The following is a 22408-nucleotide window of genomic DNA, read 5'->3' as shown; positions in this document are numbered from 1 at the left end:
GGAAAGCCGCCATCGCATAAATCTCAGCGCAGGAAGGTAACCACCTGCGCGGTGTCGAACGGCCAGTCCAGTTCCGCCCCGGTGTCCGTGCGGCGAAGCACCGGAATCCGCAGGCCGTAGACGTCTGTCAGGTCCTCCGGATCGGCGATATCCACCAACTCCACCAACAGCCCGTGTTCGACGAGCGGCATGACTTCGGCTTCGGCAATCTCACACAGATGGCAACCCAGGGTGCCGAACAGCTGGCATACAGGAAGCATGATGAAAGGACTCGAACAAGAAACGAACCTCCATTCTAATCCCAACAAGCCCCTGTAGGAGCGAGCTTGCTCGCGAAAAACTCCCGCGCGCCGCGTTCACTCAGGAACCCCGCGTTATCGTTGACGTTTTTCGCGAGCAAGCTCGCTCCTACGGCGCAAAAAGCCTGATCCAGATCACCATGGCGTATAACTGATTCAGCGATTCTCGCGGCTTTTTGCCGCTCGCCCTGCAACGGAGATGCCTGTGTTCGCCAACCTGCTGATTATTCTGGCCTCATCCCTGGTGGTGATTGCACTGTTTCGCCGGCTGCAGTTGCCGCCCGTGCTGGGCTACCTGTGCGTAGGCCTGGCAGTGGGCCCCACCGCGCTGGACTGGGTCAATGACAACGAAGACTTGCCAGACCTGGCCGAGATGGGTGTGGTGTTCCTGCTGTTTTCCCTGGGGCTTGAGTTTTCCCTGTCGAAAATGTTGGCGCTGCGCAGCGTGGTATTTGGCCTGGGCAGCCTGCAAGTGCTGGGGTGCGGGGCCTTGCTGGGCGCGTTATTGATGAGCTTTGGCCTCGCACCTGGCGTCGCGTTGTTACTGGGCGCAGGGCTGGCGTTATCGTCCACCGCCATTGTCAGCAAGGAGTTGACCAGCCTGGGTGAAGTCTTCAGCAGTCATGGGCAGAATGCGATCGGCGTGTTGCTGTTCCAGGATGTCGTAGCGGTGTTGCTGCTGACATTGGTACCGGTATTTGCCGGCAGCAGCGACCAAGCCTGGTACTGGGCGCTGCCGCTGACCTTGGGCAAAACCGTGGTGCTGTTCGTGGGCCTGTTGTTCGCCAGCCGCTGGCTGCTGCCGCGCCTGTTCCGTGAAGTCGCCGCGTCTCATTCGGCGGAACTGTTTGTGCTGCTGGCGCTGGTAATTGTCTTGCTCACCGCCTGGCTCACCCACCTGCTGGGCCTGTCCCCTGCCCTCGGTGCATTCCTGGCCGGCATGCTGCTGGGGGAAAGTCATTACCGACACCAGATCGAAGCCGATATCCGCCCGTTTCGCGACATCCTGCTGGGGCTGTTTTTTGTCAGCATCGGCATGCTCATCGATCTGCAGTTGTTCGTCAGCCACAGCCTGTTGATCCTCGGCCTGACGCTCACGCTGATGCTGGTCAAAGGCAGCGTCGTCGCGGCGCTGGTCAAGTGGCGTAACAGTGACACCGAAACAGCCTGGCGCAGCGGTCTGGCGCTGGCCCAGGGCGGCGAGTTCTGTTTTGCGCTGATGGCGCAGATGCAGCAGAGCCGGTTGATTCCCGATGAGTTCAACGGCCTGCTACTGGCTGCCACCTTCTGCTCGATGCTGCTGACACCGCTGCTGTTACGTGCGGCACCGGCCATCGCGCTGCGCCTGCATCGCAAGCCCAACCAGCAAGTGCAACTGGAAAACATCACCGCGCTCAACGCTCAATTGCACGGACACGTGGTGATTTGCGGGTATGGCCGGGTAGGCCAGTCCATCGGGCGCTTTATGCGCCGCGAACAACAGGCGTTTATCGCCCTGGATGATGACCCCGAACGGGTGCAGGAAGCCGCCACCGAGGACAGCAATGTGCATTACGGCGACTGCCGCCGCCGTGCATTACTCAGCGCCGTCGGCCTGGAACGGGCGCGGTTGGTGGTGATCGCGGTGGATAACAGCGATGTCGCCCTGGTGGTGCTCAAGGAGGCGCGGCAGATCAACCCAGACGTGCCGATCCTGGTGCGCACACGCGATGACACCCAGTTGGCTGAACTCAAGGCCGCGGGCGCCAGCGAGGTGGTGCCCGAGTTGCTGGAGTCGAGCCTGATGCTCGCCTCCCACGCCCTGATCCTGCTGGGCCTGCCGGACCAACAGGTGCAGGCGCGAGTGAATGAAGTACGGCGCAACCACTATCGCCTGCTGCACGGTTTCTACCCACCGCCACACACTGACGAAGACGCGCCGATCAGTCCTGACTGACCGCGCCGATCTTGTGGATCGACAGGTCCGCGCCGTAATACTCCTGTTCCTGGCTCAAGCGCAGCCCTTGCACGCGCTTGATCACGCCGTACACCAGCAAGCCGCCGCCAAATGCTACCGCCACGCCCAGCCCGGTGCCGATCAACTGGCTGATCAGGCTCACGCCGCCCAGCCCACCCAGGGCAGCCTGCCCGAAGATGCCGCAGGCAATGCCGCCCCACACGCCACACAAGCCATGCAACGGCCACACCCCCAGCACGTCGTCGATCTTCCAGCGCACCTGGGCAGCGATAAAGCACCACACGAACAAGCCGCCAGCGACCACACCCGTGACCAGCGCGCCCACCGGATGCATCAGGTCGGAACCGGCGCAGATTGCCACCAACCCGGCCAAAGGACCGTTGTGCAGAAAACCGGGATCGTTACGGCCAATTACCAGGGCAGCCACGGTGCCGCCGACCATGGCCATCAGCGAATTGACGGCCACCAGACCACTGACGCCATTGAGGGTTTGCGCGCTCATCACGTTAAAGCCGAACCAGCCCACGATCAGAATCCACGAGCCCAGCGCGAGGAAAGGAATGCTCGACGGCGCAAACGCCACCAGGCGCCCTTCACGATAACGCCCATTGCGCGGGCCCAGCAGCAACACCGCCGCCAGCGCCAGCCAGCCGCCCATGGCGTGAACCACCACGGAACCGGCAAAGTCGTGGAAGCTGGCGCCAAAGGTTGCGAGCAGCCATGCTTGCAGGCCAAGGTTGCCGTTCCATACCAGGCCTTCGAAGAACGGGTAGATAAACGCCACGATCAGCGCCGTGGCACACAGCTGCGGGGCAAACTTCGCACGCTCGGCAATCCCGCCGGAAATAATTGCCGGAATCGCCGCGGCAAACGTCAGCAGGAAGAAAAACTTCACCAGGCCGTAGCCATGATCGGCGCTGATCACCGCGGCCGGTTGCAGGAAGCTCACACCGTAGGAAATCCAATAGCCTATAAAGAAATAGGCCAGCGTTGAAATCGCGAAATCGCTGAGGATTTTCGACAAGGCGTTGACCTGGTTCTTCTGGCGCACCGTGCCAACCTCAAGGAAGGCAAAGCCGGCGTGCATGGCCAGCACCATGACCGCGCCAATCAGAATGAACAAGGTATTGGAACTGTGGACGAGGGTGTCCACCGCGCTTTGCAAGTTTTCCATGGAGGTTGGCAGGCCTGCATCAAGGCAAAAAGCACCAAAGCGGTTCAAGCCAGGGTTTCGCGCACTAAATTGGCACCGTCGGCTCCGCCTTTCTTCAGAGGGCGTGAACCGCTTTAGCGCAGCGATCAACACAACAGGCCGTTGCCGAAAGGGTTTTTCCGCGAAATTAAGTGATTTAGGGTAAGGTTTTCCAAGGTTTTCACCTCGACCGCCCGGATTCAGCGCAGGCTCCAGAACCTGCGCACCAAGGCAAAGCAAAAGCTGTACCACACAATTGCAATGAACCTTCAGCGAACGCCGCGACTCGAAACCACACGTACAGATCAGCTACCCACGGAGATAACCATGGCCGGTAAAACAGCAAAGACTGCTCAAGAGATACTGATGGAGGATTTTCAAACCCTGGTCAGCGATACCGAAAAGCTGCTGGACGACACTGCCGTGCTGGCCGGTGACCAGGCTGACGAGCTGCGCACCAAGATCCACGAGAGCCTGCTCAAGGCCCGCGAGACCCTGCAACTGACCGAAGACTCATTGCGCGAGCGCGGCCAGGCGGCAATCACCGCCACCGAAGACTACGTGCAAGCCAACCCATGGCAGTCGGTCGGCATTGCTGCCGGCGTAGGCTTTTTGATCGGTCTATTGGCTACAAGGCGCTAACCATGTCTATCGGCGAATCCAGCTCATCCACGAGCGCACATTCCTCAGCAAGCGGTTCAACTTCCCGACGCCTGGGCGCAGCTGTGCTGGGCTTGCTGCACAGTCATGTCGAGTTGTTCGGCATTGAATTACAAGAGCAAAAGGCCCGTACCGTCAGCCTGTTGCTATTTGCCGGCCTGGCGTTGGTGTTTGCCCTGCTGTTGCTGGTGGGGTTGTCGACGCTGGTGATGATCCTGGTGTGGGACACGGGCTATCGCCTGACCGGCATCATCTGCCTCTGCGTGTTCTACAGCCTGGCCGCTGCGTTCTGCGGTGTGCGCTTGAAGGCGGCGGTATTCGATGAGTCCACGCCCTTCCACGCCACGCTCGAAGAACTGGCCAATGACCGGGAGCGCCTGCTGCCATGAGCATGACTGAGATCCCGCAAAATACTTCTCGCCGGGAAATGCGCAAAGCCTTGATTCGCCTGCGCATGGAAATGCACCGCCAGGAAATCCGTCATGAGTCCCAACAACTCATGGCGCCCCTGCACAAAATGCGCAACATGCGCCACAACTGGCAGGACAGCCTGGGCATCAAGCACGCGCCGTTGTGGGGCGTGGCGGCGGTTACGCTGATGGGCTTCTTTACCGGCAAGGGCGCCAAGGGCGGCAGTATCAGCAGCATCACGCGCCTTGTGCGGCTAGGTGCCGGCTTGATCCCCCTGATCAAGTTGGCCATGCAAGGCTCTTCGCGCAAAAGCTGACCCTCGTGAGCCGATGACCGCAATGACCAGACACCTGCTGGTCATTGCGGTTTTTTGCGCTGCCTGTTAATTGATACCGACGCGGCCGACCGCTGGATTCGCCTGCCCTTGAAGGCCGAACCGGGAAGCTGGAACTGTCATTCACACTACGGAGAGCCTGCGCCTTGGATTGGCCCACCCTGCTAACCCGCGAACGTCTTGGAAAACCCCTGCACAGCCCTGAAGAACTGGGCCGCAGCCCCTTCCACAAAGATCACGACCGCATTATTTTCTCCGGCGCGTTCCGGCGCCTGGGACGCAAGACCCAAGTGCATCCGGTTTCGAGCAACGACCATATCCACACACGCTTGACCCACTCCCTGGAAGTCAGCTGCGTGGGGCGCTCACTCGGCATGCGCGTGGGCGAAACCCTGCGCAGCGCCCTGCCCGACTGGTGCGACCCCAGCGACCTGGGCATGGTGGTGCAATCGGCCTGCCTGGCCCATGACATCGGCAACCCGCCATTCGGGCATTCCGGCGAAGACGCCATTCGCCACTGGTTCCAACAGGCCGCCGGGCGAGGTTGGCTGGATGGCATGAGCAGCGCCGAACGCAATGACTTCCTTAACTTCGAAGGCAATGCCCAGGGCTTTCGGGTACTCACCCAACTTGAATACCACCAGTTCGACGGCGGCACGCGGCTGACCTACGCCACCTTGGGCACGTACCTCAAATACCCCTGGACTGCCCGTCACGCCGACTCGCTGGGCTACAAGAAACACAAGTTCGGCTGTTACCAGAGCGAGTTGCCAATTCTTGAGCAGATCGCCCACAAGCTTGGCTTGCCCCAGTTAGAGGAGCAACGGTGGGCGCGTCACCCGCTCGTCTACCTGATGGAGGCAGCCGACGACATCTGCTACGCGTTGATCGACCTGGAAGATGGCCTGGAAATGGAGCTTCTGCAGTACAGCGAAGTGGAGTCGTTGTTGCTCGACCTGGTCGGTGATGACCTGCCACAAACCTATCGCCAGCTGGGCCCATTGGACTCTCGCCGCCGCAAGCTGGCGATCCTGCGTGGCAAAGCCATCGAGCACCTGACCAATGCGGCTGCGCAGGCGTTTGTCGAACAGCAGGACGCCCTGCTGGCCGGCACGCTGCAGGGAGATCTGGTGGAGCATATGCACGGCCCGGCAAAGCGCTGCGTGCTGGATGCCAAAGACATGGCTCGCAAGAAAATTTTCCAGGACAAGCGCAAGACATTGCATGAAATCGGCGCTTACACCACCTTGGAAATCCTGCTGAACGCGTTCTGCGGCGCGGCCCTTGAACAACATGGCGGGCGAACACCGTCGTTCAAGAATCGGCGCATTCTCGATTTGCTGGGCAACAGCGCACCTGACCCCGCCTGGCCACTGCACGCCTCGTTCCTGCGAATGATCGACTTCATTGCTGGTATGACCGACAGCTACGCCACCGAAATGGCACGGGAAATGACTGGGCGTTCCAGCCCTCAGTAACGCTTGCATCCGACCGCCTGTTCCCTGAAACGAATTGCCCTACGATGGGAACAGAGCGGACTGATCGAATTCGTACAAGCATCCGAAGAATAATCACGCGTTCCCAACCGACCGAGCAATTCTACTGCCCCCATCGACGCTTGCCTCACTGTGTGCTTTCTATGCCCAGATACTCTCTTCGTATTCTTTTGGTGGAGGATCACCCGTTTCAACTTCTGGCCACCCAATGCCTGCTCAACAGCTTCGGCTTCGATCAACTGACTGCGGTGGAAAACGCAGAGCAGGCCATACGCACAATGAGCCAGTCCGAACATCCCTTTGACCTGATGTTGTGCGACCAATGCCTGCCCGACCTGCCCGGACTTGAACTAGTGGAAATCGCCAACCGTCGGCGCTTCATTACCAGCGCTATTCTGTTAAGCGGGTTACCCACGCCAGAACTGATGAGCCTGACAAAACAAGCCTCGCAACGAAGTCTTCCGCTTCTTGGCTACTTATCAAAACCGTTGAACAAGGACGAACTTGAAAAGTTAATCGGCTTAACTTTTACCCCCCCTACGTAGGACTTTAAACATCTCCTTCGACGAAATACGCTACGAAGCCCGCCGTAAAAACTCAAGCCTATCACCATGCCACGATTGCGTTCGAAACGCTCACATGCTCTGTCACGACCACCCATCAACTTGTAGGCGTATACCTTTTTAATTGTAGGAACTTTCCTGTTTTGCATCTACTGCTCGTGCGCTTCATGCCGTGCCCTTATCTTCTGAGCTAATGTGCCCGCTTTATTTGCACCTGCATGGAATGTGATTATGAACTCAGTTTTTATTATCGATGACCACCCCGTTATCCGGCTTGCTATTCGAATGTTGCTGGAGCACGAAGGTTACAAGGTCGTCGGCGAAACAGACAACGGGTGCGATGCCATACAAATGGTCCGTGAGTGCCTTCCAGACTTGGTGATTCTGGATATCAGCATCCCGAAACTCGACGGTCTCGAGGTGCTCTGCCGATTCAATGCCATGAACACCTCCATGAAGACCCTGGTGCTCACGGCCCAGTGCCCGACGCTATTTGCTACGCGGTGCATGCGCTCGGGCGCCGAAGGCTACGTGTGCAAGGAGGGTGACCTGAGCGAATTGCTGAGCGCCATTCGCGCTGTCCTGTCCGGCTACAACTACTTCCCCAGCCAGGCATTGAGTGGCCCCGGAGCCGAAGGCATGGATGTCCAGGAGCTGGAACTGTTCAAGTCAGTTAATGACCGAGAGTTGATGGTCCTGCAACTTTTTGCGCAAGGTCGCACTAACAAGGAAATTGCCAAAGGTATGTTTTTAAGTAACAAGACGGTCAGTACTTATAAAAAGAGACTCATGCAGAAACTCAAAGCCAAATCCTTGGTAGAACTCATCGAGATGGCAAAACGAAACGCGCTAGTGTGAGAAAGCGGATGCCCAGGCGTATAAAGGACTATCTGATTATATTAAGTGCCGGTTTGTACTTCAGCACTACCGTGCTGGCGGAGCACCAAACCAGCCCGGAACGTTTCACCCTCTTGAGTCGTGCGGGAGCTGTTCAACTGGACACTCATTTTGACAAGGCCCAGCGCCAGTGGCTGCAGAACAAACGTGAACTCACGCTGGGGACATCCAAACCTGATTACCCGCCCTTCGACCTCACTTCCAGCGGCCATGACTACGAAGGCCTTACCGCCGACTACGCAGGATTACTGGCCAAGGCACTCTCCCTGCCAATCAATGTGATGCGCTACCCCTCCCGAGCGGCGGCCATTCGTGCCCTGGAAGCCGGGGAAATTGACCTGCTGGGCTCCTCAAACGGGTTTGAAGCTGCGACGCCAAATCTTATCCTCTCCGAACCCTATGCCGTGGACCAGCCGGTGCTGGTCACGCGCGAGGGAGAAACCCGCAGCCTCAGCGAAGGCCTCGATGGGCTGCGCCTGAGCCTTGTCTATCACTACCTGCCGCTCAACGAGGTGGAAAAGCTGTACCCCAAGGCGAGCATCCGCGCCTACCCGTCCTATCAGAATGCCTTGAATGCAGTGGCCTTCGACCAGGCGGATGTGTTTCTCGGTGACACCATTTCCACCCATTACATGATCAACAAGGGCTATCTCAAAAACATTCGCATGGCCAACTTCGGCAAGCATGAAGCTTATGGCTTCAGTTTTGCCATGCGCCAGGACAACCGGATGCTACTCAGCATTGTCGATTCAGTCCTGGCCTCGGTGCCCATCAACGAAAGGGAAAGCATTGCCAAGCGCTGGAGCGCCGGCAGCGACATCCTGCTGACCGACAAGAAACTGCAACTGACCCAGCGCGAAGAGCGCTGGCTCAAAGAGCATCCGGTGGTCACCGTGGTCGTCAACGAAACTTTCGCGCCCCTGACGTTCTTCGATGCAGACGGCAATTTTCGCGGTATCACCGCCGATCTGCTGGAGTTGATACGCCTGCGCACGGGCCTGCGTTTTTCGATCCAGCGCGGTCGGGACGTCAACGCGATGATCCACCAGGTGGCAACCCAGAACGTCGATATGATCGGAGCCATCGTTCCAAGCAACGAACGAGACTCACAGCTGAATTTCAGCCGCCCCTACCTCGAAAACTCCTATGTGCTGTTGACGCGCAAAGAGCCAGGGGCGCCCGCTAACATGGAGCAAATGGCAGGAAAGCGCCTGGCGCTAACCCAGGGCAACCCCTTGGCCGCAACCCTCAGCAAGGACTTTCCTGGCATTCACCTGGTGGAAACCAGTGATACATTCAGAGCATCTGAGCTGCTCGCACAGGGACAAGTGGAGGGGGCCGTGAACAGCCTGGTGATCGCCAACTACTTCCTGTCTTCCCAGGTTTTCCAGGACCGCCTGCAAATCAGCGCCAGCATCGGCACCACCCCCGCGACCTTCACTCTGGCCACCTCGCGCCAAGCCACGGAATTGAGCTCGATCATCGACAAGGCCCTGCTCAGCATTGCCCCGGATGAAATGGGTGTGATCAACAGTCGCTGGCGTGGCTACACCGCCGCCTCAGACAGCTATTGGCGTAATTACCATCAACTGATCGCGCGCATAATCATTGGCACCGGGCTGTTGCTATTGATTTCCCTGGCCTGGAACGCCTACATGCGTCGCCAGATCAAGCATCGAAAAATGGCCGAACGCGCCCTCAACGATCAGTTCGAGTTCATGCGTGCACTGGTCAATGAAACGCCCCATCCGATCTACGTGCGCGACCGCAATGGGTTGTTGCAGACCTGTAACGACAGCTACCTGCAGGTGTTCGACGTCAAGCGCGAAGAGGTGATCGGCAAAAGCGTGACCCAGATGACCATGGCGCTGGCGTCGGAGGCAGCCCAATATCATGCTGACTATCTGCGTGTGGTGGCCGAGGGTAACCCGCTGATCCTCGATCGCAGCCTGCATATCCACGACAAGAAACTGACTATCTATCACTGGATCCTTCCCTACCGCGACTCTACGGGTGAAGTCCAGGGCATCATCGGTGGCTGGATCGATATCAGTGACCGACGCCAGCTATTCGATGAACTACGCGCTGCCAAGGAGCGTGCCGACGAAGCCAACCGCGCCAAGAGCACGTTCCTGGCAACCATGAGCCACGAGATTCGCACCCCGATGAACGCTGTGATCGGCATGCTCGAACTGACGCTCAAGCGCGCCGACCAAGGACACCTTGACCGTCCGGCGATCGAGGTAGCGTACAACTCGGCCAGAGACCTGCTGGAGCTGATCGGTGACATTCTCGACATCGCGCGTATCGAGTCCGGCCGCCTCAGCCTGGCGCCGGAGCGCGTCAACCTGCGGGAGGTCATTGAATCAGTGGTGCGCGTCTTCGACGGTCTCGCACGGCAGAAAACCCTCAGCCTGCTGCTGGAGTTCAAACCCGACCTGAACGATATCGAGGTGCTGATAGACCCGCTGCGCTTCAAGCAGGTGCTATCGAACCTTGTGAGCAACGCGATCAAGTTCACCGAACAAGGGCAGGTCAAGATCAAGGTCGAGCTGCAGCCTACCCAGGCCCCGGAGCAGATCGAGCTGAAACTGGTGGTGGAAGATACCGGCATCGGCATCAGCCGGGATGACCAACAGCGCCTGTTCGAACCCTTTGCCCAGGCGGACAACTCCGGGCAACTGGCGCGCAGTGGCGCGGGCCTGGGGCTGGTGATCTGCCGCAGCCTGTGCGCGATGATGGGCGGCCAATTGAGCCTGAGCAGCGTGCCCATGGTGGGCACCCAGGTGCACGTCAACCTGAGCATGCCTCGCCTGCAAGCGATCCAGGCGGTGGGTGAACACACGCCGCCAACGCCGGCCACCGCACGGGTGCTTAACGTACTGGTGGTAGACGACCACCCGGCGAATCGCCTGCTGATGTGCCAGCAATTGGGCTACCTGGGGCATAAATTCATCGCCGCCGAGCACGGAGCCGCAGGGTTCCAGGCCTGGCGTAAAGAGCATTTCGACCTGGTAATTGCCGACTGCAACATGCCCATCATGAATGGCTACGAACTGAGCCGTTCAATCCGTGAATATGAGCAACGCGAACAATTGGTGCCCTGCGTGGTACTGGGCTTTACCGCCAACGCCCAGCCGGAGGAAAGGCAACGGTGCGTGCAAGCCGGCATGGATGACTGCCTGTTCAAACCCATCAGCCTTACCATATTAGAGCGCCAGCTGGCACATATCGTCCCTGAAGCCGCGCCCCAACGGCTGGACCTCGAATGCCTGGAAGCGCTGACCGGCGGTGATCCACAGTTGAGTCGACGCTTGCTGGAGGAGCTGCTGAGCAGCAGCCTTCACGACCGCAGGGTCCTTATCGAACTGCGGGATCGACACGCGCCCCCCTCGGACATCATTGAGCAAGCCCACAAGATCAAGGGTGCCGCCCGCATCGTTCAAGCCCATTCGTTGGCGGGGCAATGCGAAACCTTGGAGCAAACCTGTTCTCGCAATGACGAGTGGGCCGTGATCGAAAGCGGCATCAGGGCCCTGGAACAGCTCATGCTGGAATTGGAGAAGATGCTGCGGGCTCAACTGGATGAGCTGCAAGACCCATAGCACCAAGGCCCGTCGTGGCGGGAGCGAGTAAATACGCTCCTACCGCGACCAGCATAAGTACCCACCGCTTCAGCAGTCGGTCAACTGCAGGAAAATCTCCGCCAGCCGCTCAATCCCCACCTGGTCCTGAGGGGTAAAGCGGCCCAGCAATGGGCTGTCGAGATCAAGGACACCAATCAGTTGGCCGTCCTTGACCAATGGCACCACCAATTCACTGTTCGAAGCGCTGTCGCAGGCGATATGGCCTGGGAACGCGTGCACGTCCTCCACGCGCTGGGTTTTCCGTGAGGCCGCAGCCGCACCACACACACCGCGACCAAACGGAATGCGCACACAGGCGATCTGCCCCTGAAAGGGCCCAAGCACCAGCTCTTCGTTACGATTGAGGTAAAAGCCAGCCCAGTTCAAGTCATCCAACTGGTTGAACAGGAACGCGGAAAACTGCGCACTGTTGGCAATAAAATCGCGCTCATCAGCCAGCAATGACTCCAGTTGCGCGCAGAGCATGGCATAGCCATCAAGGCCGCTGCCGGCCTGTTGTAAATCGATCATGGTTGACGTTCCAGCAATTTAAGACCCACCCAGTAACGGGCGAATTGATAGGCGCACCGGCCATTGCGGTTGCCGCGCCCAGTGGCCCAACGCACCGCGAGAACGTCAAGCTGCTCATCGCGTTGCCACTGCAAGCCGGCCTTGCTGGCCAACTCACCGATCCAGTGTTCCACCACATCCAGGAAATGCTCCTGGGTAAAAGGGTAGAACGACAACCACAAGCCAAAACGATCCGACAAGGCAATCTTGTCTTCAACCGCCTCGCTCGGGTGCAATTCGCCATCCACGCGTTTCCAGTTGTCATTGTCGCTCTGGTTTTCCGGCACAAGGTGGCGACGGTTCGACGTGGCGTACAGCAGCACGTTTTCCGGCGCCTGTTCCAGGGAACCATCCAGCACGCTCTTGAGCACGCGATAGTCACCTTCGCCGGCCTCGAACGATAGGTCATCGCAAAACAAAATGAAGCGTTGTGGTAGCTTGACCAGTTGCTCGACCACCCGCGGCAGGTCAGCCAGGTGGTCACGCTCGATCTCGATAAGACGCAGGCCGGCGTTGGCGTGCTGGGCGAGCAAGGCCCGGACCATGGAAGACTTGCCGGTGCCACGCGAACCCCATAACAGCGCATGGTTGGCGGGTAACCCATCGAGGAACTGTTGGGTGTTGCGCGCCAGTTGTTCACGTTGTTTGTCGACACCGATCAGGTCCGACAGGCGCATGTCCAGGCTCACTTCCAACGGTAACAGGAAGCCATTGCGACCTTCGCGCTGCCAACGGGCGGCCAGGCATTGGTGCCAGTCGATCGCCTGGCGTGGGGCGGGTAACAACGGTTCCAGGCGAGCCAGCACCGCGTCGGCGCGCTCAAGAAAGGCATTCAATCGAGAATCCACAGCTATTCCTCTGGCAACTTCTTGCAAAAGATGGCGTATTGGCAACCCTGCGGCAAACTGCAGGGCTGCATCAAACAAACGATTCATGCCGGGCGAGCAAAAGCTTGTGGATGTTCAGCTATGCTTGCCGGGCGAAGGGAAACGCTAAGTGGTTCAACACTCGATGGATATCAAGTTCGCCCACCGCTTGTCTTATAAACAAGCCAGATTGACTGTGCTGGTCGGTTTCGTCTTGGGAACCCTGCTCAGTCTGATCCAAATCGGCATTGATTATGCCAGTGAAGACGCATCCATCAACCGTGAAATACGCTCACTGATTGAAATCAGCCATAACCCGGCGTCACGAATCGCCTACAACATCGATGCCGAACTCGCCCAGGAACTGACCTTGGGCCTGCTGCACTCCCCCGCCATCATCCGCGCGCAGTTGATCGACAACAATGGCGTGGTGCTGGCCGACGTCAACCGTCCGCGCAAGGAAAGCAACTATCGGCCGGTCAGCGACTTTCTGTTTGGTGCCAATCGCCAATTCGAAGACCGACTGTTTCTCAGCCATATGCCCAACGACTCCCTTGGTGTGCTACGCCTGGACGTCGATACTTATGCCTTTGGCAGCCGTTTCCTGCATCGCGCCGAGATCACTCTGCTCAACGGCTTCGCCCGCAGCCTGCTGCTCACCGGGATTTTGCTCGGCCTGTTCTACGTAATGCTCACCCAACCGCTGGTGCGCATTATCCGCGAGCTGAGCACACGCAAACAGGCGCGCCTGGATTGCCCACCGGGGCATGAACACGATGAAATCGGCGTGCTGGTCAGCGTCGCCAACCAACAATTCGAAAACATGGAAACCGAGATCCAGCAACGGCGCCATGCCGAAGATCGCCTCACGGAGTATCTGGGGCAACTGGAAAATATCGTTTCTGCGCGCACCCTCGAACTCAAGGCCAGCAACCAACGCTTGAGCCAGTCCAATGATGAGCTGGAGGCGGCGAAAATGACTGCCCTGGGCATGGCTCAGGCACGGGCAGCATTCCTGGCCAATATGAGCCATGAAATCCGCACGCCGCTCAATGGGTTGCTGGGTATGATTGCCCTCTCACTGGATAGCCCGCTGACCGCCGAACAGCGCCAGCAACTGTCCATTGCCCATGACTCAGGCAAAGTGCTGGTGGAGTTGCTCAACGATATTCTTGACCTGTCCAAGTTCGACGCCGGCCAGCTGGAACTGGAGCATATCCCGTTCGACCTGGGTTCATTGGTGGAAGATACCGCCAACCTGCTCTCGCAAAATGCCGCTCCGAGTGTGGAACTGACCTGTCTGATCGACCCGCAATTTCCCGCCCAGGTGGTCGGCGACCCTACCCGTGTGCGGCAGATCGTCAGTAACTTGCTCTCCAACGCCTTGAAGTTCACCCGCTTTGGCCGCGTCGATGTGCGCCTGCGCGCCTTGGAAGGTCGGGTCAGCATTGAAGTGTGCGATACCGGCATTGGCATCGCCCAGGAAGCCCAGGTGAAAATTTTCCAGCCGTTCACCCAGGCCGGCGCTGGCATTACCCGCCAGTTTGGCGGAACGGGATTGGGCCTGGCGTTGACTCATAACCTGTGCGAAGCCATGCAAGGCCGCTTGAGTATCAGCTCGGAGGTGGGCTTTGGCAGCCAGTTCTGCGCCGACCTTCCACTGCCCGCACATTTGCCTGCCATGCACTATGCACCGCTCACGGGCGAGGTGATCGCCATTACCAACGCCGGCGGAGGGCTAACGGAGCTGCTCACCACGCTATTGCCCTCTTGGGGGCTGACACCGCGCTGCTATTCCCAGGACGATGATTTGAGCGGGCTGGTGCCCGACCTGTTGATCACCGACTGCCCTGAATGCTTGTTCCGCTTGCGCCCGGGCATCAGCGCGCCGATTCTGCTGGTTACCGCCTATGGCAACTTTTTGCCCAGCGAAGAAGTCACGGCCCTGGCGCCGCTGCAGCAACAAGCGCGCCCATTGAGCCGCAACGCGCTGTACCAGATCCTGCAACGCAACCTGCGCAGCGGCGCGCAACTGGTGCTCGACCCGGTCCAGATAGAAACCGCACCGCTTGCGCACCGCGCGCGCATCCTGCTGGTGGAGGACAACGCGGTCAATCAACTGGTGGCCAAGGGCATGCTCAGCAAGCTCGGGTGTGAGGTGATCGTCGCGGCCCATGGCGGCGAAGCCCTCAAGCTTCTGGAGGACCAGCGCTTCGACTTGGTGTTGATGGACTGCAACATGCCTGTGATGGATGGCTATGAGGCCAGCCGACAAATTCGCCGCAGCGGGCGTTGGCCGGACTTACCCATTGTTGCCTTGACCGCCAACGCGATGGCCGAAGAACGCGAGCGTTGCCGGGCCGCGGGAATGAACGATTACCTGGCCAAGCCGTTTCGCCGGGAAGAACTCAACGCCTTACTGGAACTGTGGGTACCTAAAACAACCAGCCTCTGATGGGTACCCGCAATATTGCGGTCATTTGAGCAGGGCTTCAATCTCCTGGGTCAAGTCCTGAGGCTTGGTGGTTGGCGCAAAACGCTTGACCTGCTTGCCATCACGGCCGATGAGAAACTTGGTGAAGTTCCACTTGATGTTCTTGGAACCCAGCAGCCCCGGGGCCTGTTTTTTCAACTGCACAAACAACGGGTGGGCATCGCTGCCATTGACGTCGATTTTCTTGAACAGCGGAAAACTGACACCAAAGTTCAGCTCGCAGAACTCGGATATCGCGCCTTCATTGCCGGGTTCCTGCTTGCCGAACTGGTTGCAGGGAAAGCCGAGCACCACCAGCCCCTGGTCCTTGTATTGCTGCCAAAGTTGCTCGAGGCCCTTGTACTGCGGGGTGAAGCCGCATTTGCTCGCGGTGTTGACCACCAGAATGGCCTTGCCGGCAAAATCGGCCAAGGTCTTTTGCTCACCCTTGATGGTGGTGCAAGGGATGCTCAGCAGGGAGTCGCTCATGGCAATGCCTCAAGTCAGGGAAAGAAGAGCCTTATTTGTAGGAGCGAGCTTGCTCGCGAAAAACTATCAGACGCCGCGTTCATTCAGGAAACCCGCGGTATCGTTGACGTTTTTCGCGAGCAAGCTCGCTCCTACAGGGACCATGCAAGCCTAGCGCGGCACCAGCTCCAGGCATACCGAATTGATGCAGTAGCGCAGGCCCGTCGGCGGTGGGCCGTCCGGGAACACATGCCCCAAGTGTGCGTCACACTTGGCGCAGGTGACTTCGGTGCGAATCATGCCGTGGCTGACATCGCGGATCTCGACCATCGCGCTGTCGGCGATCGGCTCAAAGAAGCTGGGCCAGCCACAGCCGGAATCAAACTTCGCCTTGGAATCGAACAGCGGCTCGTTGCAGCAGATGCAGTGGTAGACGCCGTCGGTCTTGGTGGCGTTGTACTTGCCGCTGAACGGTCGCTCGGTACCCTTGAGACGGCACACGTTGTACTGTTCCGGATCGAGCATCGCCTTCCATTCATCTACAGTTTTCTGCAACTTATCCATCGATACACCTCGGCAACTGAAAAACCCTGATCTGTGTCTTTTCCATGGATCAGGCGGCACGTATGATTGCGCCTCTTCAAAACGCCAGTCTGGCACCCGCGCCATCGGCATTCAAACGTATTTATGGGTGCGGGCCGTGCAGGCTTCACCCTACGGTAGTGCCTACGCCGTCGGGATCGTTCATTTTCAGGATCACATCGCCATGCAGGTCAGCAAATCGAACAAGCTCGCCAACGTCTGCTATGACATTCGCGGCCCAGTGCTCAAGCACGCTAAACGCCTGGAAGAGGAAGGCCATCGCATCCTCAAGCTGAACATTGGCAACCCGGCGCCGTTTGGTTTCGAAGCGCCGGACGAAATCCTCCAGGATGTGATCCGCAACCTGCCGACCGCCCAGGGTTACAGCGACTCCAAGGGCCTGTTCAGCGCGCGCAAGGCGGTGATGCAGTACTACCAGCAGAAGCAGGTCGAAGGCGTCGGCATCGAGGACATCTACCTGGGCAACGGCGTGTCCGAGCTGATCGTGATGTCCATGCAGGCGTTGCTCAACAATGGCGATGAAGTCCTGGTGCCAGCCCCGGATTACCCGCTGTGGACCGCCGCCGTGACCTTGGCGGGCGGCCACCCGGTGCATTACCTGTGTGATGAGGGCGCCGACTGGTTCCCGGACCTGGCCGACATCAAGGCCAAGATCACACCCAACACCAAGGCCCTGGTGATCATCAACCCGAACAACCCCACTGGCGCCGTGTACTCCAGGGAAGTATTGCTGGGCATGCTGGAACTGGCGCGTCAGCACAACCTGGTGGTGTTCTCCGACGAGATCTACGACAAGATCCTCTACGATGACGCCGTGCATATCTGCACTGCCTCCCTGGCCCCGGACCTGCTGTGCCTGACCTTCAATGGCCTGTCCAAGTCCTACCGCGTGGCGGGTTTCCGCTCCGGCTGGATCGCCATCTCCGGCCCCAAGCACAATGCGCAAAGCTACATCGAAGGCATCGACATGCTGGCCAACATGCGCCTGTGCGCCAACGTACCGAGCCAGCACGCGATCCAGACCGCCCTCGGCGGCTACCAGAGCATCAACGACCTGATCCTGCCCCAAGGTCGCCTGCTGGAGCAACGTAACCGCACCTGGGAGTTGCTCAACGCTATCCCCGGTGTGAGCTGTGTGAAGCCCATGGGCGCGCTTTACGCATTCCCGCGGATCGACCCGAAAGTCTGCCCGATCCTCAACGACGAGAAGTTCGTGCTCGACCTGCTGCTGTCGGAAAAACTGCTGGTCGTGCAAGGTACCGCCTTCAACTGGCCATGGCCGGATCACTTCCGCGTGGTGACATTGCCACGTGTGGATGACCTGGAGATGGCGATTGGTCGCATCGGTAACTTCCTGAAGTCCTATCGCCAGTAAGGCAATTGACGCTGTACGACTCACAAAGGGTCGTACAGCGATTATCTGGCAACACTTCTGTGTCACTTACTTGCGGTTGTACTTCATTTGGCCCCTGCCGATGACGTGCCCCCTATAATCACGGGGCGACAGGGTAGCATCGGGTCGATCAGGGCTGACAATACAGGTCGGAAAATCCCTTCAAGGCCCTACGCCAACGGTGTAGGACACAGTTTGAAATAGTCCCCCGGTTGAATCACCCCATGCCGCACCTTATATACCCCGCAGTGAGCGACATATTAAGCATGAGGAGAATTCTACAACCATGATGCGCATCCTGCTGTTCTTGGCCACTAACCTGGCAGTCGTACTGATTGCCAGCGTCACCCTGAGCCTTTTTGGCTTCAACGGGTTCATGGCGGCCAATGGGGTTGATCTGAACCTCAATCAGCTGCTGATTTTCTGTGCAGTCTTTGGTTTTGCCGGTTCGCTGTTCTCGCTGTTCATCTCCAAGTGGATGGCAAAGATGAGCACCAGCACCCAGATCATCACGCAACCACGCACTCGCCATGAACAATGGCTGATGCAAACCGTGGAGCAGTTGTCTCAAGAAGCAGGCATCAAAATGCCCGAAGTCGGGATTTTCCCGGCTTATGAGGCCAACGCCTTTGCGACCGGCTGGAACAAGAACGACGCGCTGGTAGCCGTGAGCCAGGGCCTGCTGGAGCGGTTTTCGCCCGACGAAGTCAAGGCGGTGCTGGCCCACGAGATCGGTCACGTGGCCAACGGTGACATGGTCACCCTGGCGCTGGTACAGGGCGTGGTGAACACCTTCGTGATGTTCTTTGCGCGGATCATCGGCAACTTCGTCGACAAGGTCATCTTCAAGAACGAAGAAGGCCGTGGCATTGCCTACTTCGTGGCGACCATTTTCGCCGAGCTGGTCCTGGGCTTCCTGGCCAGCGCCATCGTGATGTGGTTCTCGCGCAAACGCGAGTTCCGCGCAGATGAAGCCGGCGCACGCCTGGCAGGCACCAGCGCAATGATCGGCGCGCTGCAACGCTTGCGCTCCGAACAGGGCCTGCCGGTGCATATGCCCGACAGCCTGACCGCCTTCGGCATCAACGGCGGCATCAAGCAGGGCCTGGCTCGCCTGTTCATGAGCCACCCGCCGCTGGAAGAGCGGATTGACGCACTGCGTCGCCGGGGCTGATAGCCGGATGACTCAACAAGGGGGCGATCTGATCGCCCCTTTTTTGTGCCTGCTGATTTCACCGCTCGCCCCTACAAAAGGAAAAACCCTTTTAGCGCCTGGTCAGCCGATAAGCACGCTCTTCAAGGCGAGTAACACCGTCCTGCAGGAACTTTCCGCTCTCCCTCAGGATGTCCCGCTCCTCCAGCCGCTCCAACGCCCAATGCAGTGCAAATAGCACCTGCACTTCCTCGTCCGTGACAGCAAAGGGTGGGCCGGCCTTCTGCCCCTGGTCGTAATCGAGGGTAATCAGCAACCCCTGGCAGCCTGAGGGCAGCAAGGCATTCAGATGCTCTGCGTATTGCGCGCGCATCAGTGGCGGCAATGCTATCAACGCTGCGCGGTCATAAACGGCGCTGCAACCGGCCAGCGCCCCGGCATCGAGGCTAAAGAAATCGCCACACCACAGCTCGATCATGCTGGCCTGGTAGACCTTGAAGGCGCCCTGCTGACTGACGTGCGGCACAAGCCCCTGCTCGCTGAAGAACGCCTCAACCGCCTGCTCCGACAGCTCCACGCCCACTACCTGGTACCCCTGGCTCTTGAGCCATACCAAGTCAAGGCTTTTGCCACATAACGGCACCAGCACTTTTGCCCCCTCGGCCACCCCCAGCCTTGGCCAGTGCCTCTGCAAATAGGGATTAACCTCGTGCTGATGGAAACCGATCTGATTGCTCGCCCAGCGGTCCTGCCAAAATTCAGGCTGCATGAATCACTCCGAAAATTCGATCAAAAGGCGCTAAAACTTATATTAGATTTAGATCGATGATCTGATTGAAGATGGCTCCATCTTAACCCTCAGGACTCTGCTCATGCTCCCCAGCCTGTTTATCTCCCACGGCTCGCCCATGCTGGCCTTGCAACCCGGGGCCAGCGGTCCTGCGCTGCAGCGCCTGGCTGCCGAACTGCCACGGCCCAAAGCCATTGTGGTGGTGTCGGCGCATTGGGAAAGCCCGGACCTGCTGGTCAGCGGCAGTGCTGCCCCCGAAACCTGGCACGACTTCGGTGGCTTTCCGCGCGAGCTGTTTGCGGTGCAATACCCCGCGCCGGGTGACCCGCAGCTGGCCAGTGAGATCGTCGAACTGCTGCACGCCGACGGTCTGGCTGCACGTATTGACGAGCAACGCCCCTTCGACCACGGCACCTGGGTCCCGCTGTCGCTGATGTACCCGGCAGCGGACATCCCGGTGGTACAAGTGTCCTTGCCCAGCCGCCTGGGCCCGGCTTTGCAGACTCGAGTCGGGCATGCACTCGCGAGCCTGCGCGAACAGGGTGTGCTGCTGATCGGCTCCGGCAGCATCACCCACAACCTGGGCGAACTGGATTGGCGCGCCGGGCCGGAGACGATCACACCGTGGGCCCGGGAATTTCGCGACTGGGTGGTCGACAAACTAGCGGCCAATGACGACGCCGCCTTGCATGACTATCGCCGCCAGGCGCCACATGCCGTGCGCAGCCATCCCAGCGATGAACATTTGCTGCCGCTGTACTTTGCGCGGGGTGCGGGCGCAGATTTCAGCGTGGCGCACCAAGGCTTCACACTGGGTGCCTTGGGCATGGATATCTATCGCTTTGGCTGACACCGTTATACCTGTGGGAGCTGGCTTGCCTGCTCTCACAGTTGATCGCGTCGGAGCCTAAAACATGAGGCGAAAAAAAATCCCCGAACCAGTCGGGGATTTTTTATGTGCGATCAATCAGCCCATGGGCGGATCAATCTTCGCGGTAGCGACGCAGCTTGAGCTGCTTACCGGCAACGCGAGTGTCTTTCAGCTTGGCCAGCAGTTTTTCCAGGCCGTCTTCCGGCAGCTCCACCAGGGAGAAGCTGTCACGCACCTGGATGCGACCGATGGCTTCACGTGCCAGGCCACCCTCGTTGAGGATAGCGCCCAGCAGGTTCTTGGCCGCGATACCGTCACGCGCACCCAGCGCGGTACGGCAACGAGCACGGCCTTCAGCCAATGGCACTGGAGCACGACGCTCACGGTCACCACGGTCTGGACGGTCACCGGAACGCTCTGGACGATCACCGCGTGGCGCGCTGTTCGGAACCAGTGGACGTTCCTTTTCGATGGCTGCCAGGGTCAGGGCCTGACCATTGGTAGCTTTGCGCAGCAGGGCTGCAGCCAGGGCACGCGGGGTGCAACCGATATCGGCGGTCAGGCGGTCCAGCAGGTCGCCGTGGGTCGATTCAGCGTCAGCCACCAGTGGCGCCAGGCTGTTGGTCAGTTTCTTGATGCGCGCATCGAGAACGGCCTGGGCATCCGGCAGGCGGACTTCGGCAACTTTCTGGCCGGTAACACGCTCGATCACTTGCAGCATGCGGCGCTCACGTGGAGTCACCAGCAGCAATGCACGACCTTCGCGACCGGCACGGCCAGTACGGCCGATACGGTGAACGTAGGACTCTGGATCGTAAGGCATGTCAACGTTGAACACGTGGGTGATACGTGGAACGTCGAGGCCACGGGCAGCAACGTCGGTCGCCACAACGATGTCCAGACGGCCATCCTTGAGGGAGTCGATCACGCGCTCACGCTGGTTCTGGGCAATGTCCCCGTTCAGCGCAGCGGCTTTGTAGCCTTTGGCTTCCAGGGCGCTGGCCAGGTCCAGGGTCGCTTGCTTGGTGCGCACGAACATGATCAGGGCGTCGAAGTCTTCGACTTCCAGCAGGCTCAATACAGCCGAGGTCTTCTGGTCAGCGTGAACCAACAGGTGAGCCTGTTCGATCGCGGTAACGGTCTGGGTCTTGGTCTGGATCTTAACGTGCTCCGGATCGCGCAGGTGGCGTTCGGCAATGGCACGGATGGACTGCGGCAGGGTAGCCGAGAACAGTACGGTCTGACGGGTCGCTGGCAGTGCCTTGAAGATGACTTCCAGGTCATCCATGAAGCCCAGCTTCAACATTTCGTCAGCTTCGTCCAGAACCAGGTGGTTCACGGTCGACAGGACTTTTTCGTCACGACGCAGGTGGTCGCACAGACGGCCCGGAGTGGCGACAACGATCTGTGCGCCATTACGGATTGCCTTGAGTTGTGGGCCCATAGGCGCGCCGCCGTAAACGGCCACAACAGTTACACCCGGCATTTGCTTGGCGTAGGTTTCAAAGGCGGTTGCTACTTGCAGCGCCAACTCACGGGTTGGCGCCAGGATCAGGGCTTGCGGCTCGCGCTTGGCAGGATCGATGCAGTGCAGAATAGGCAGGGCGAACGCGGCGGTTTTACCGGTACCGGTTTGCGCCTGGCCAATCATGTCCTTACCGGCCATGATGATCGGGATCGATTGCTGCTGAATCGCCGAAGGTTCTTCGTAGCCGGTCGCTGCGACGGCTGCAAGAATATTCGGGTTAAGATTAAAAGCGGCGAAGCCGCCGGTTTCCTGGGTCAT

Annotated in this window: 20 protein-coding genes; 12 read left to right on the top strand and 8 right to left on the bottom strand. The window is 59.1% G+C overall.

Features of this window, described 5'->3' with window-relative positions; all coding sequences use genetic code 11:
• Positions 1-23: 23 nt before the first annotated feature.
• Positions 24-260 (bottom strand): glutaredoxin family protein, encoded by a 237-nt coding sequence (locus CLM72_RS09420; RefSeq protein ID WP_105226267.1) that lies wholly within the window; start codon positions 258-260, stop codon positions 24-26.
• A gap of 238 nt (positions 261-498) precedes the next feature.
• Between CLM72_RS09420 and CLM72_RS09410 the strand changes: the two genes are divergently transcribed.
• Complete coding sequence (locus tag CLM72_RS09410; RefSeq protein WP_146120483.1) at positions 499-2235, top strand: monovalent cation:proton antiporter-2 (CPA2) family protein; 1737 nt, start codon at positions 499-501, stop codon at positions 2233-2235.
• Here CLM72_RS09410 and CLM72_RS09405 read toward each other — a convergent pair.
• A complete protein-coding gene (locus CLM72_RS09405) occupies positions 2222-3430 on the bottom strand; it encodes an ammonium transporter (RefSeq protein ID WP_034127164.1) in 1209 nt (402 codons plus the stop codon). The genes CLM72_RS09410 and CLM72_RS09405 overlap by 14 nt on opposite strands.
• A 345-nt stretch (positions 3431-3775) precedes the next feature.
• Between CLM72_RS09405 and CLM72_RS09400 the strand changes: the two genes are divergently transcribed.
• From CLM72_RS09400 to CLM72_RS09370, 7 genes are all read left to right on the top strand, one after another.
• Positions 3776-4090: a YqjD family protein gene (locus CLM72_RS09400; protein WP_003189926.1), complete on the top strand. Its 315-nt coding sequence runs from the start codon at positions 3776-3778 to the stop codon at positions 4088-4090.
• Between the two features lie 2 nt (positions 4091-4092).
• Positions 4093-4497 carry a phage holin family protein gene (locus CLM72_RS09395; protein ID WP_005786473.1) on the top strand — a complete coding sequence of 135 codons (405 nt, stop codon included), beginning with the start codon at positions 4093-4095 and terminating at the stop codon, positions 4495-4497.
• Positions 4494-4835 (top strand): hypothetical protein, encoded by a 342-nt coding sequence (locus tag CLM72_RS09390; protein WP_034127163.1) that lies wholly within the window; start codon positions 4494-4496, stop codon positions 4833-4835. The genes CLM72_RS09395 and CLM72_RS09390 overlap by 4 nt, the downstream gene beginning before the upstream one ends.
• A 164-nt stretch (positions 4836-4999) precedes the next feature.
• The gene (locus tag CLM72_RS09385; protein WP_034127162.1) at positions 5000-6331 is read left to right on the top strand and encodes a deoxyguanosinetriphosphate triphosphohydrolase; all 1332 of its coding nucleotides are present in this window, start codon (positions 5000-5002) and stop codon (positions 6329-6331) included.
• A 161-nt stretch (positions 6332-6492) separates the two neighbouring features.
• Positions 6493-6894 (top strand): response regulator, encoded by a 402-nt coding sequence (locus CLM72_RS09380; protein ID WP_105226264.1) that lies wholly within the window; start codon positions 6493-6495, stop codon positions 6892-6894.
• A gap of 249 nt (positions 6895-7143) precedes the next feature.
• On the top strand, positions 7144-7770 hold the full coding sequence (locus CLM72_RS09375; protein ID WP_034127160.1) for a response regulator transcription factor: 627 nt from the start codon (positions 7144-7146) through the stop codon (positions 7768-7770).
• An 8-nt stretch (positions 7771-7778) separates the two neighbouring features.
• Positions 7779-11414, top strand: coding sequence for a transporter substrate-binding domain-containing protein (locus CLM72_RS09370; protein ID WP_105226263.1), 3636 nt, complete (start codon positions 7779-7781; stop codon positions 11412-11414).
• 69 nt (positions 11415-11483) lie between these two features.
• Here CLM72_RS09370 and CLM72_RS09365 read toward each other — a convergent pair whose 3' ends face one another.
• Positions 11484-11966 (bottom strand): GAF domain-containing protein, encoded by a 483-nt coding sequence (locus tag CLM72_RS09365; protein WP_073521721.1) that lies wholly within the window; start codon positions 11964-11966, stop codon positions 11484-11486.
• Positions 11963-12853 carry an ATP-binding protein gene (locus tag CLM72_RS09360; protein ID WP_034127157.1) on the bottom strand — a complete coding sequence of 297 codons (891 nt, stop codon included), beginning with the start codon at positions 12851-12853 and terminating at the stop codon, positions 11963-11965. The genes CLM72_RS09365 and CLM72_RS09360 overlap by 4 nt, the downstream gene beginning before the upstream one ends.
• 163 nt (positions 12854-13016) lie before the next feature.
• Between CLM72_RS09360 and CLM72_RS09355 the strand changes: the two genes are divergently transcribed.
• Entirely contained in the window at positions 13017-15326 is a 2310-nt protein-coding gene (locus CLM72_RS09355) for a response regulator (RefSeq protein WP_105226262.1), read from the top strand.
• A gap of 21 nt (positions 15327-15347) precedes the next feature.
• On the opposite strand, the gene CLM72_RS09350 is transcribed toward CLM72_RS09355, so the two are convergent.
• Positions 15348-15833, bottom strand: coding sequence for a glutathione peroxidase (locus CLM72_RS09350; protein ID WP_034127155.1), 486 nt, complete (start codon positions 15831-15833; stop codon positions 15348-15350).
• A gap of 150 nt (positions 15834-15983) precedes the next feature.
• On the bottom strand, positions 15984-16376 hold the full coding sequence (gene msrB / locus CLM72_RS09345; protein WP_105226261.1) for a peptide-methionine (R)-S-oxide reductase MsrB: 393 nt from the start codon (positions 16374-16376) through the stop codon (positions 15984-15986).
• A gap of 202 nt (positions 16377-16578) precedes the next feature.
• Between msrB and CLM72_RS09340 the strand changes: the two genes are divergently transcribed.
• Both CLM72_RS09340 and htpX read left to right on the top strand, forming a co-directional pair.
• A complete protein-coding gene (locus CLM72_RS09340; protein WP_044273990.1) occupies positions 16579-17790 on the top strand; it encodes a pyridoxal phosphate-dependent aminotransferase in 1212 nt (403 codons plus the stop codon).
• Positions 17791-18094: 304 nt separating this feature from the next.
• A complete protein-coding gene (gene htpX / locus CLM72_RS09335) occupies positions 18095-18982 on the top strand; it encodes a protease HtpX (protein WP_003189904.1) in 888 nt (295 codons plus the stop codon).
• Between the two features lie 91 nt (positions 18983-19073).
• Here the strand turns inward: htpX and CLM72_RS09330 are convergent, their stop codons facing one another.
• Positions 19074-19730 carry a thiopurine S-methyltransferase gene (locus CLM72_RS09330; protein WP_105226260.1) on the bottom strand — a complete coding sequence of 219 codons (657 nt, stop codon included), beginning with the start codon at positions 19728-19730 and terminating at the stop codon, positions 19074-19076.
• A 103-nt stretch (positions 19731-19833) separates the two neighbouring features.
• Between CLM72_RS09330 and CLM72_RS09325 the strand changes: the two genes are divergently transcribed.
• Positions 19834-20601, top strand: a complete 768-nt coding sequence (locus CLM72_RS09325; RefSeq protein WP_105226259.1) for a class III extradiol ring-cleavage dioxygenase — start codon at positions 19834-19836, stop codon at positions 20599-20601.
• A 133-nt stretch (positions 20602-20734) separates the two neighbouring features.
• Here the strand turns inward: CLM72_RS09325 and CLM72_RS09320 are convergent, their stop codons facing one another.
• Positions 20735-22408 (bottom strand): DEAD/DEAH box helicase, encoded by a 1674-nt coding sequence (locus CLM72_RS09320; protein ID WP_014717677.1) that lies wholly within the window; start codon positions 22406-22408, stop codon positions 20735-20737.

Origin of the sequence: Pseudomonas sp. MYb193 (genome assembly GCF_002966775.1) — a bacterium.
Lineage (GTDB): Bacteria > Pseudomonadota > Gammaproteobacteria > Pseudomonadales > Pseudomonadaceae > Aquipseudomonas > Aquipseudomonas paracarnis.
This window is presented reverse-complemented; position numbering and strand designations above follow the sequence as displayed.

Bases quoted from the DNA above. Each gene is read 5' to 3' on its own strand.
- CLM72_RS09365 (WP_073521721.1), bottom strand. From the start codon at position 11,966: ATGATCGATTTACAACAGGCCGGCAGCGGCCTTGATGGCTATGCCATG.
- CLM72_RS09340 (WP_044273990.1), top strand. From the start codon at position 16,579: ATGCAGGTCAGCAAATCGAACAAGCTCGCCAACGTCTGCTATGACATT.
- CLM72_RS09380 (WP_105226264.1), top strand. From the start codon at position 6,493: ATGCCCAGATACTCTCTTCGTATTCTTTTGGTGGAGGATCACCCGTTT.
- CLM72_RS09400 (WP_003189926.1), top strand. From the start codon at position 3,776: ATGGCCGGTAAAACAGCAAAGACTGCTCAAGAGATACTGATGGAGGAT.
- msrB (WP_105226261.1), bottom strand. From the start codon at position 16,376: ATGGATAAGTTGCAGAAAACTGTAGATGAATGGAAGGCGATGCTCGAT.
- CLM72_RS09390 (WP_034127163.1), top strand. From the start codon at position 4,494: ATGAGCATGACTGAGATCCCGCAAAATACTTCTCGCCGGGAAATGCGC.
- CLM72_RS09350 (WP_034127155.1), bottom strand. From the start codon at position 15,833: ATGAGCGACTCCCTGCTGAGCATCCCTTGCACCACCATCAAGGGTGAG.
- CLM72_RS09410 (WP_146120483.1), top strand. From the start codon at position 499: ATGCCTGTGTTCGCCAACCTGCTGATTATTCTGGCCTCATCCCTGGTG.
- CLM72_RS09355 (WP_105226262.1), top strand. From the start codon at position 13,017: ATGGATATCAAGTTCGCCCACCGCTTGTCTTATAAACAAGCCAGATTG.
- CLM72_RS09375 (WP_034127160.1), top strand. From the start codon at position 7,144: ATGAACTCAGTTTTTATTATCGATGACCACCCCGTTATCCGGCTTGCT.
- CLM72_RS09420 (WP_105226267.1), bottom strand. From the start codon at position 260: ATGCTTCCTGTATGCCAGCTGTTCGGCACCCTGGGTTGCCATCTGTGT.
- CLM72_RS09330 (WP_105226260.1), bottom strand. From the start codon at position 19,730: ATGCAGCCTGAATTTTGGCAGGACCGCTGGGCGAGCAATCAGATCGGT.
- htpX (WP_003189904.1), top strand. From the start codon at position 18,095: ATGATGCGCATCCTGCTGTTCTTGGCCACTAACCTGGCAGTCGTACTG.
- CLM72_RS09325 (WP_105226259.1), top strand. From the start codon at position 19,834: ATGCTCCCCAGCCTGTTTATCTCCCACGGCTCGCCCATGCTGGCCTTG.
- CLM72_RS09320 (WP_014717677.1), bottom strand. From the start codon at position 22,408: ATGACCCAGGAAACCGGCGGCTTCGCCGCTTTTAATCTTAACCCGAAT.
- CLM72_RS09370 (WP_105226263.1), top strand. From the start codon at position 7,779: ATGCCCAGGCGTATAAAGGACTATCTGATTATATTAAGTGCCGGTTTG.
- CLM72_RS09405 (WP_034127164.1), bottom strand. From the start codon at position 3,430: ATGGAAAACTTGCAAAGCGCGGTGGACACCCTCGTCCACAGTTCCAAT.
- CLM72_RS09395 (WP_005786473.1), top strand. From the start codon at position 4,093: ATGTCTATCGGCGAATCCAGCTCATCCACGAGCGCACATTCCTCAGCA.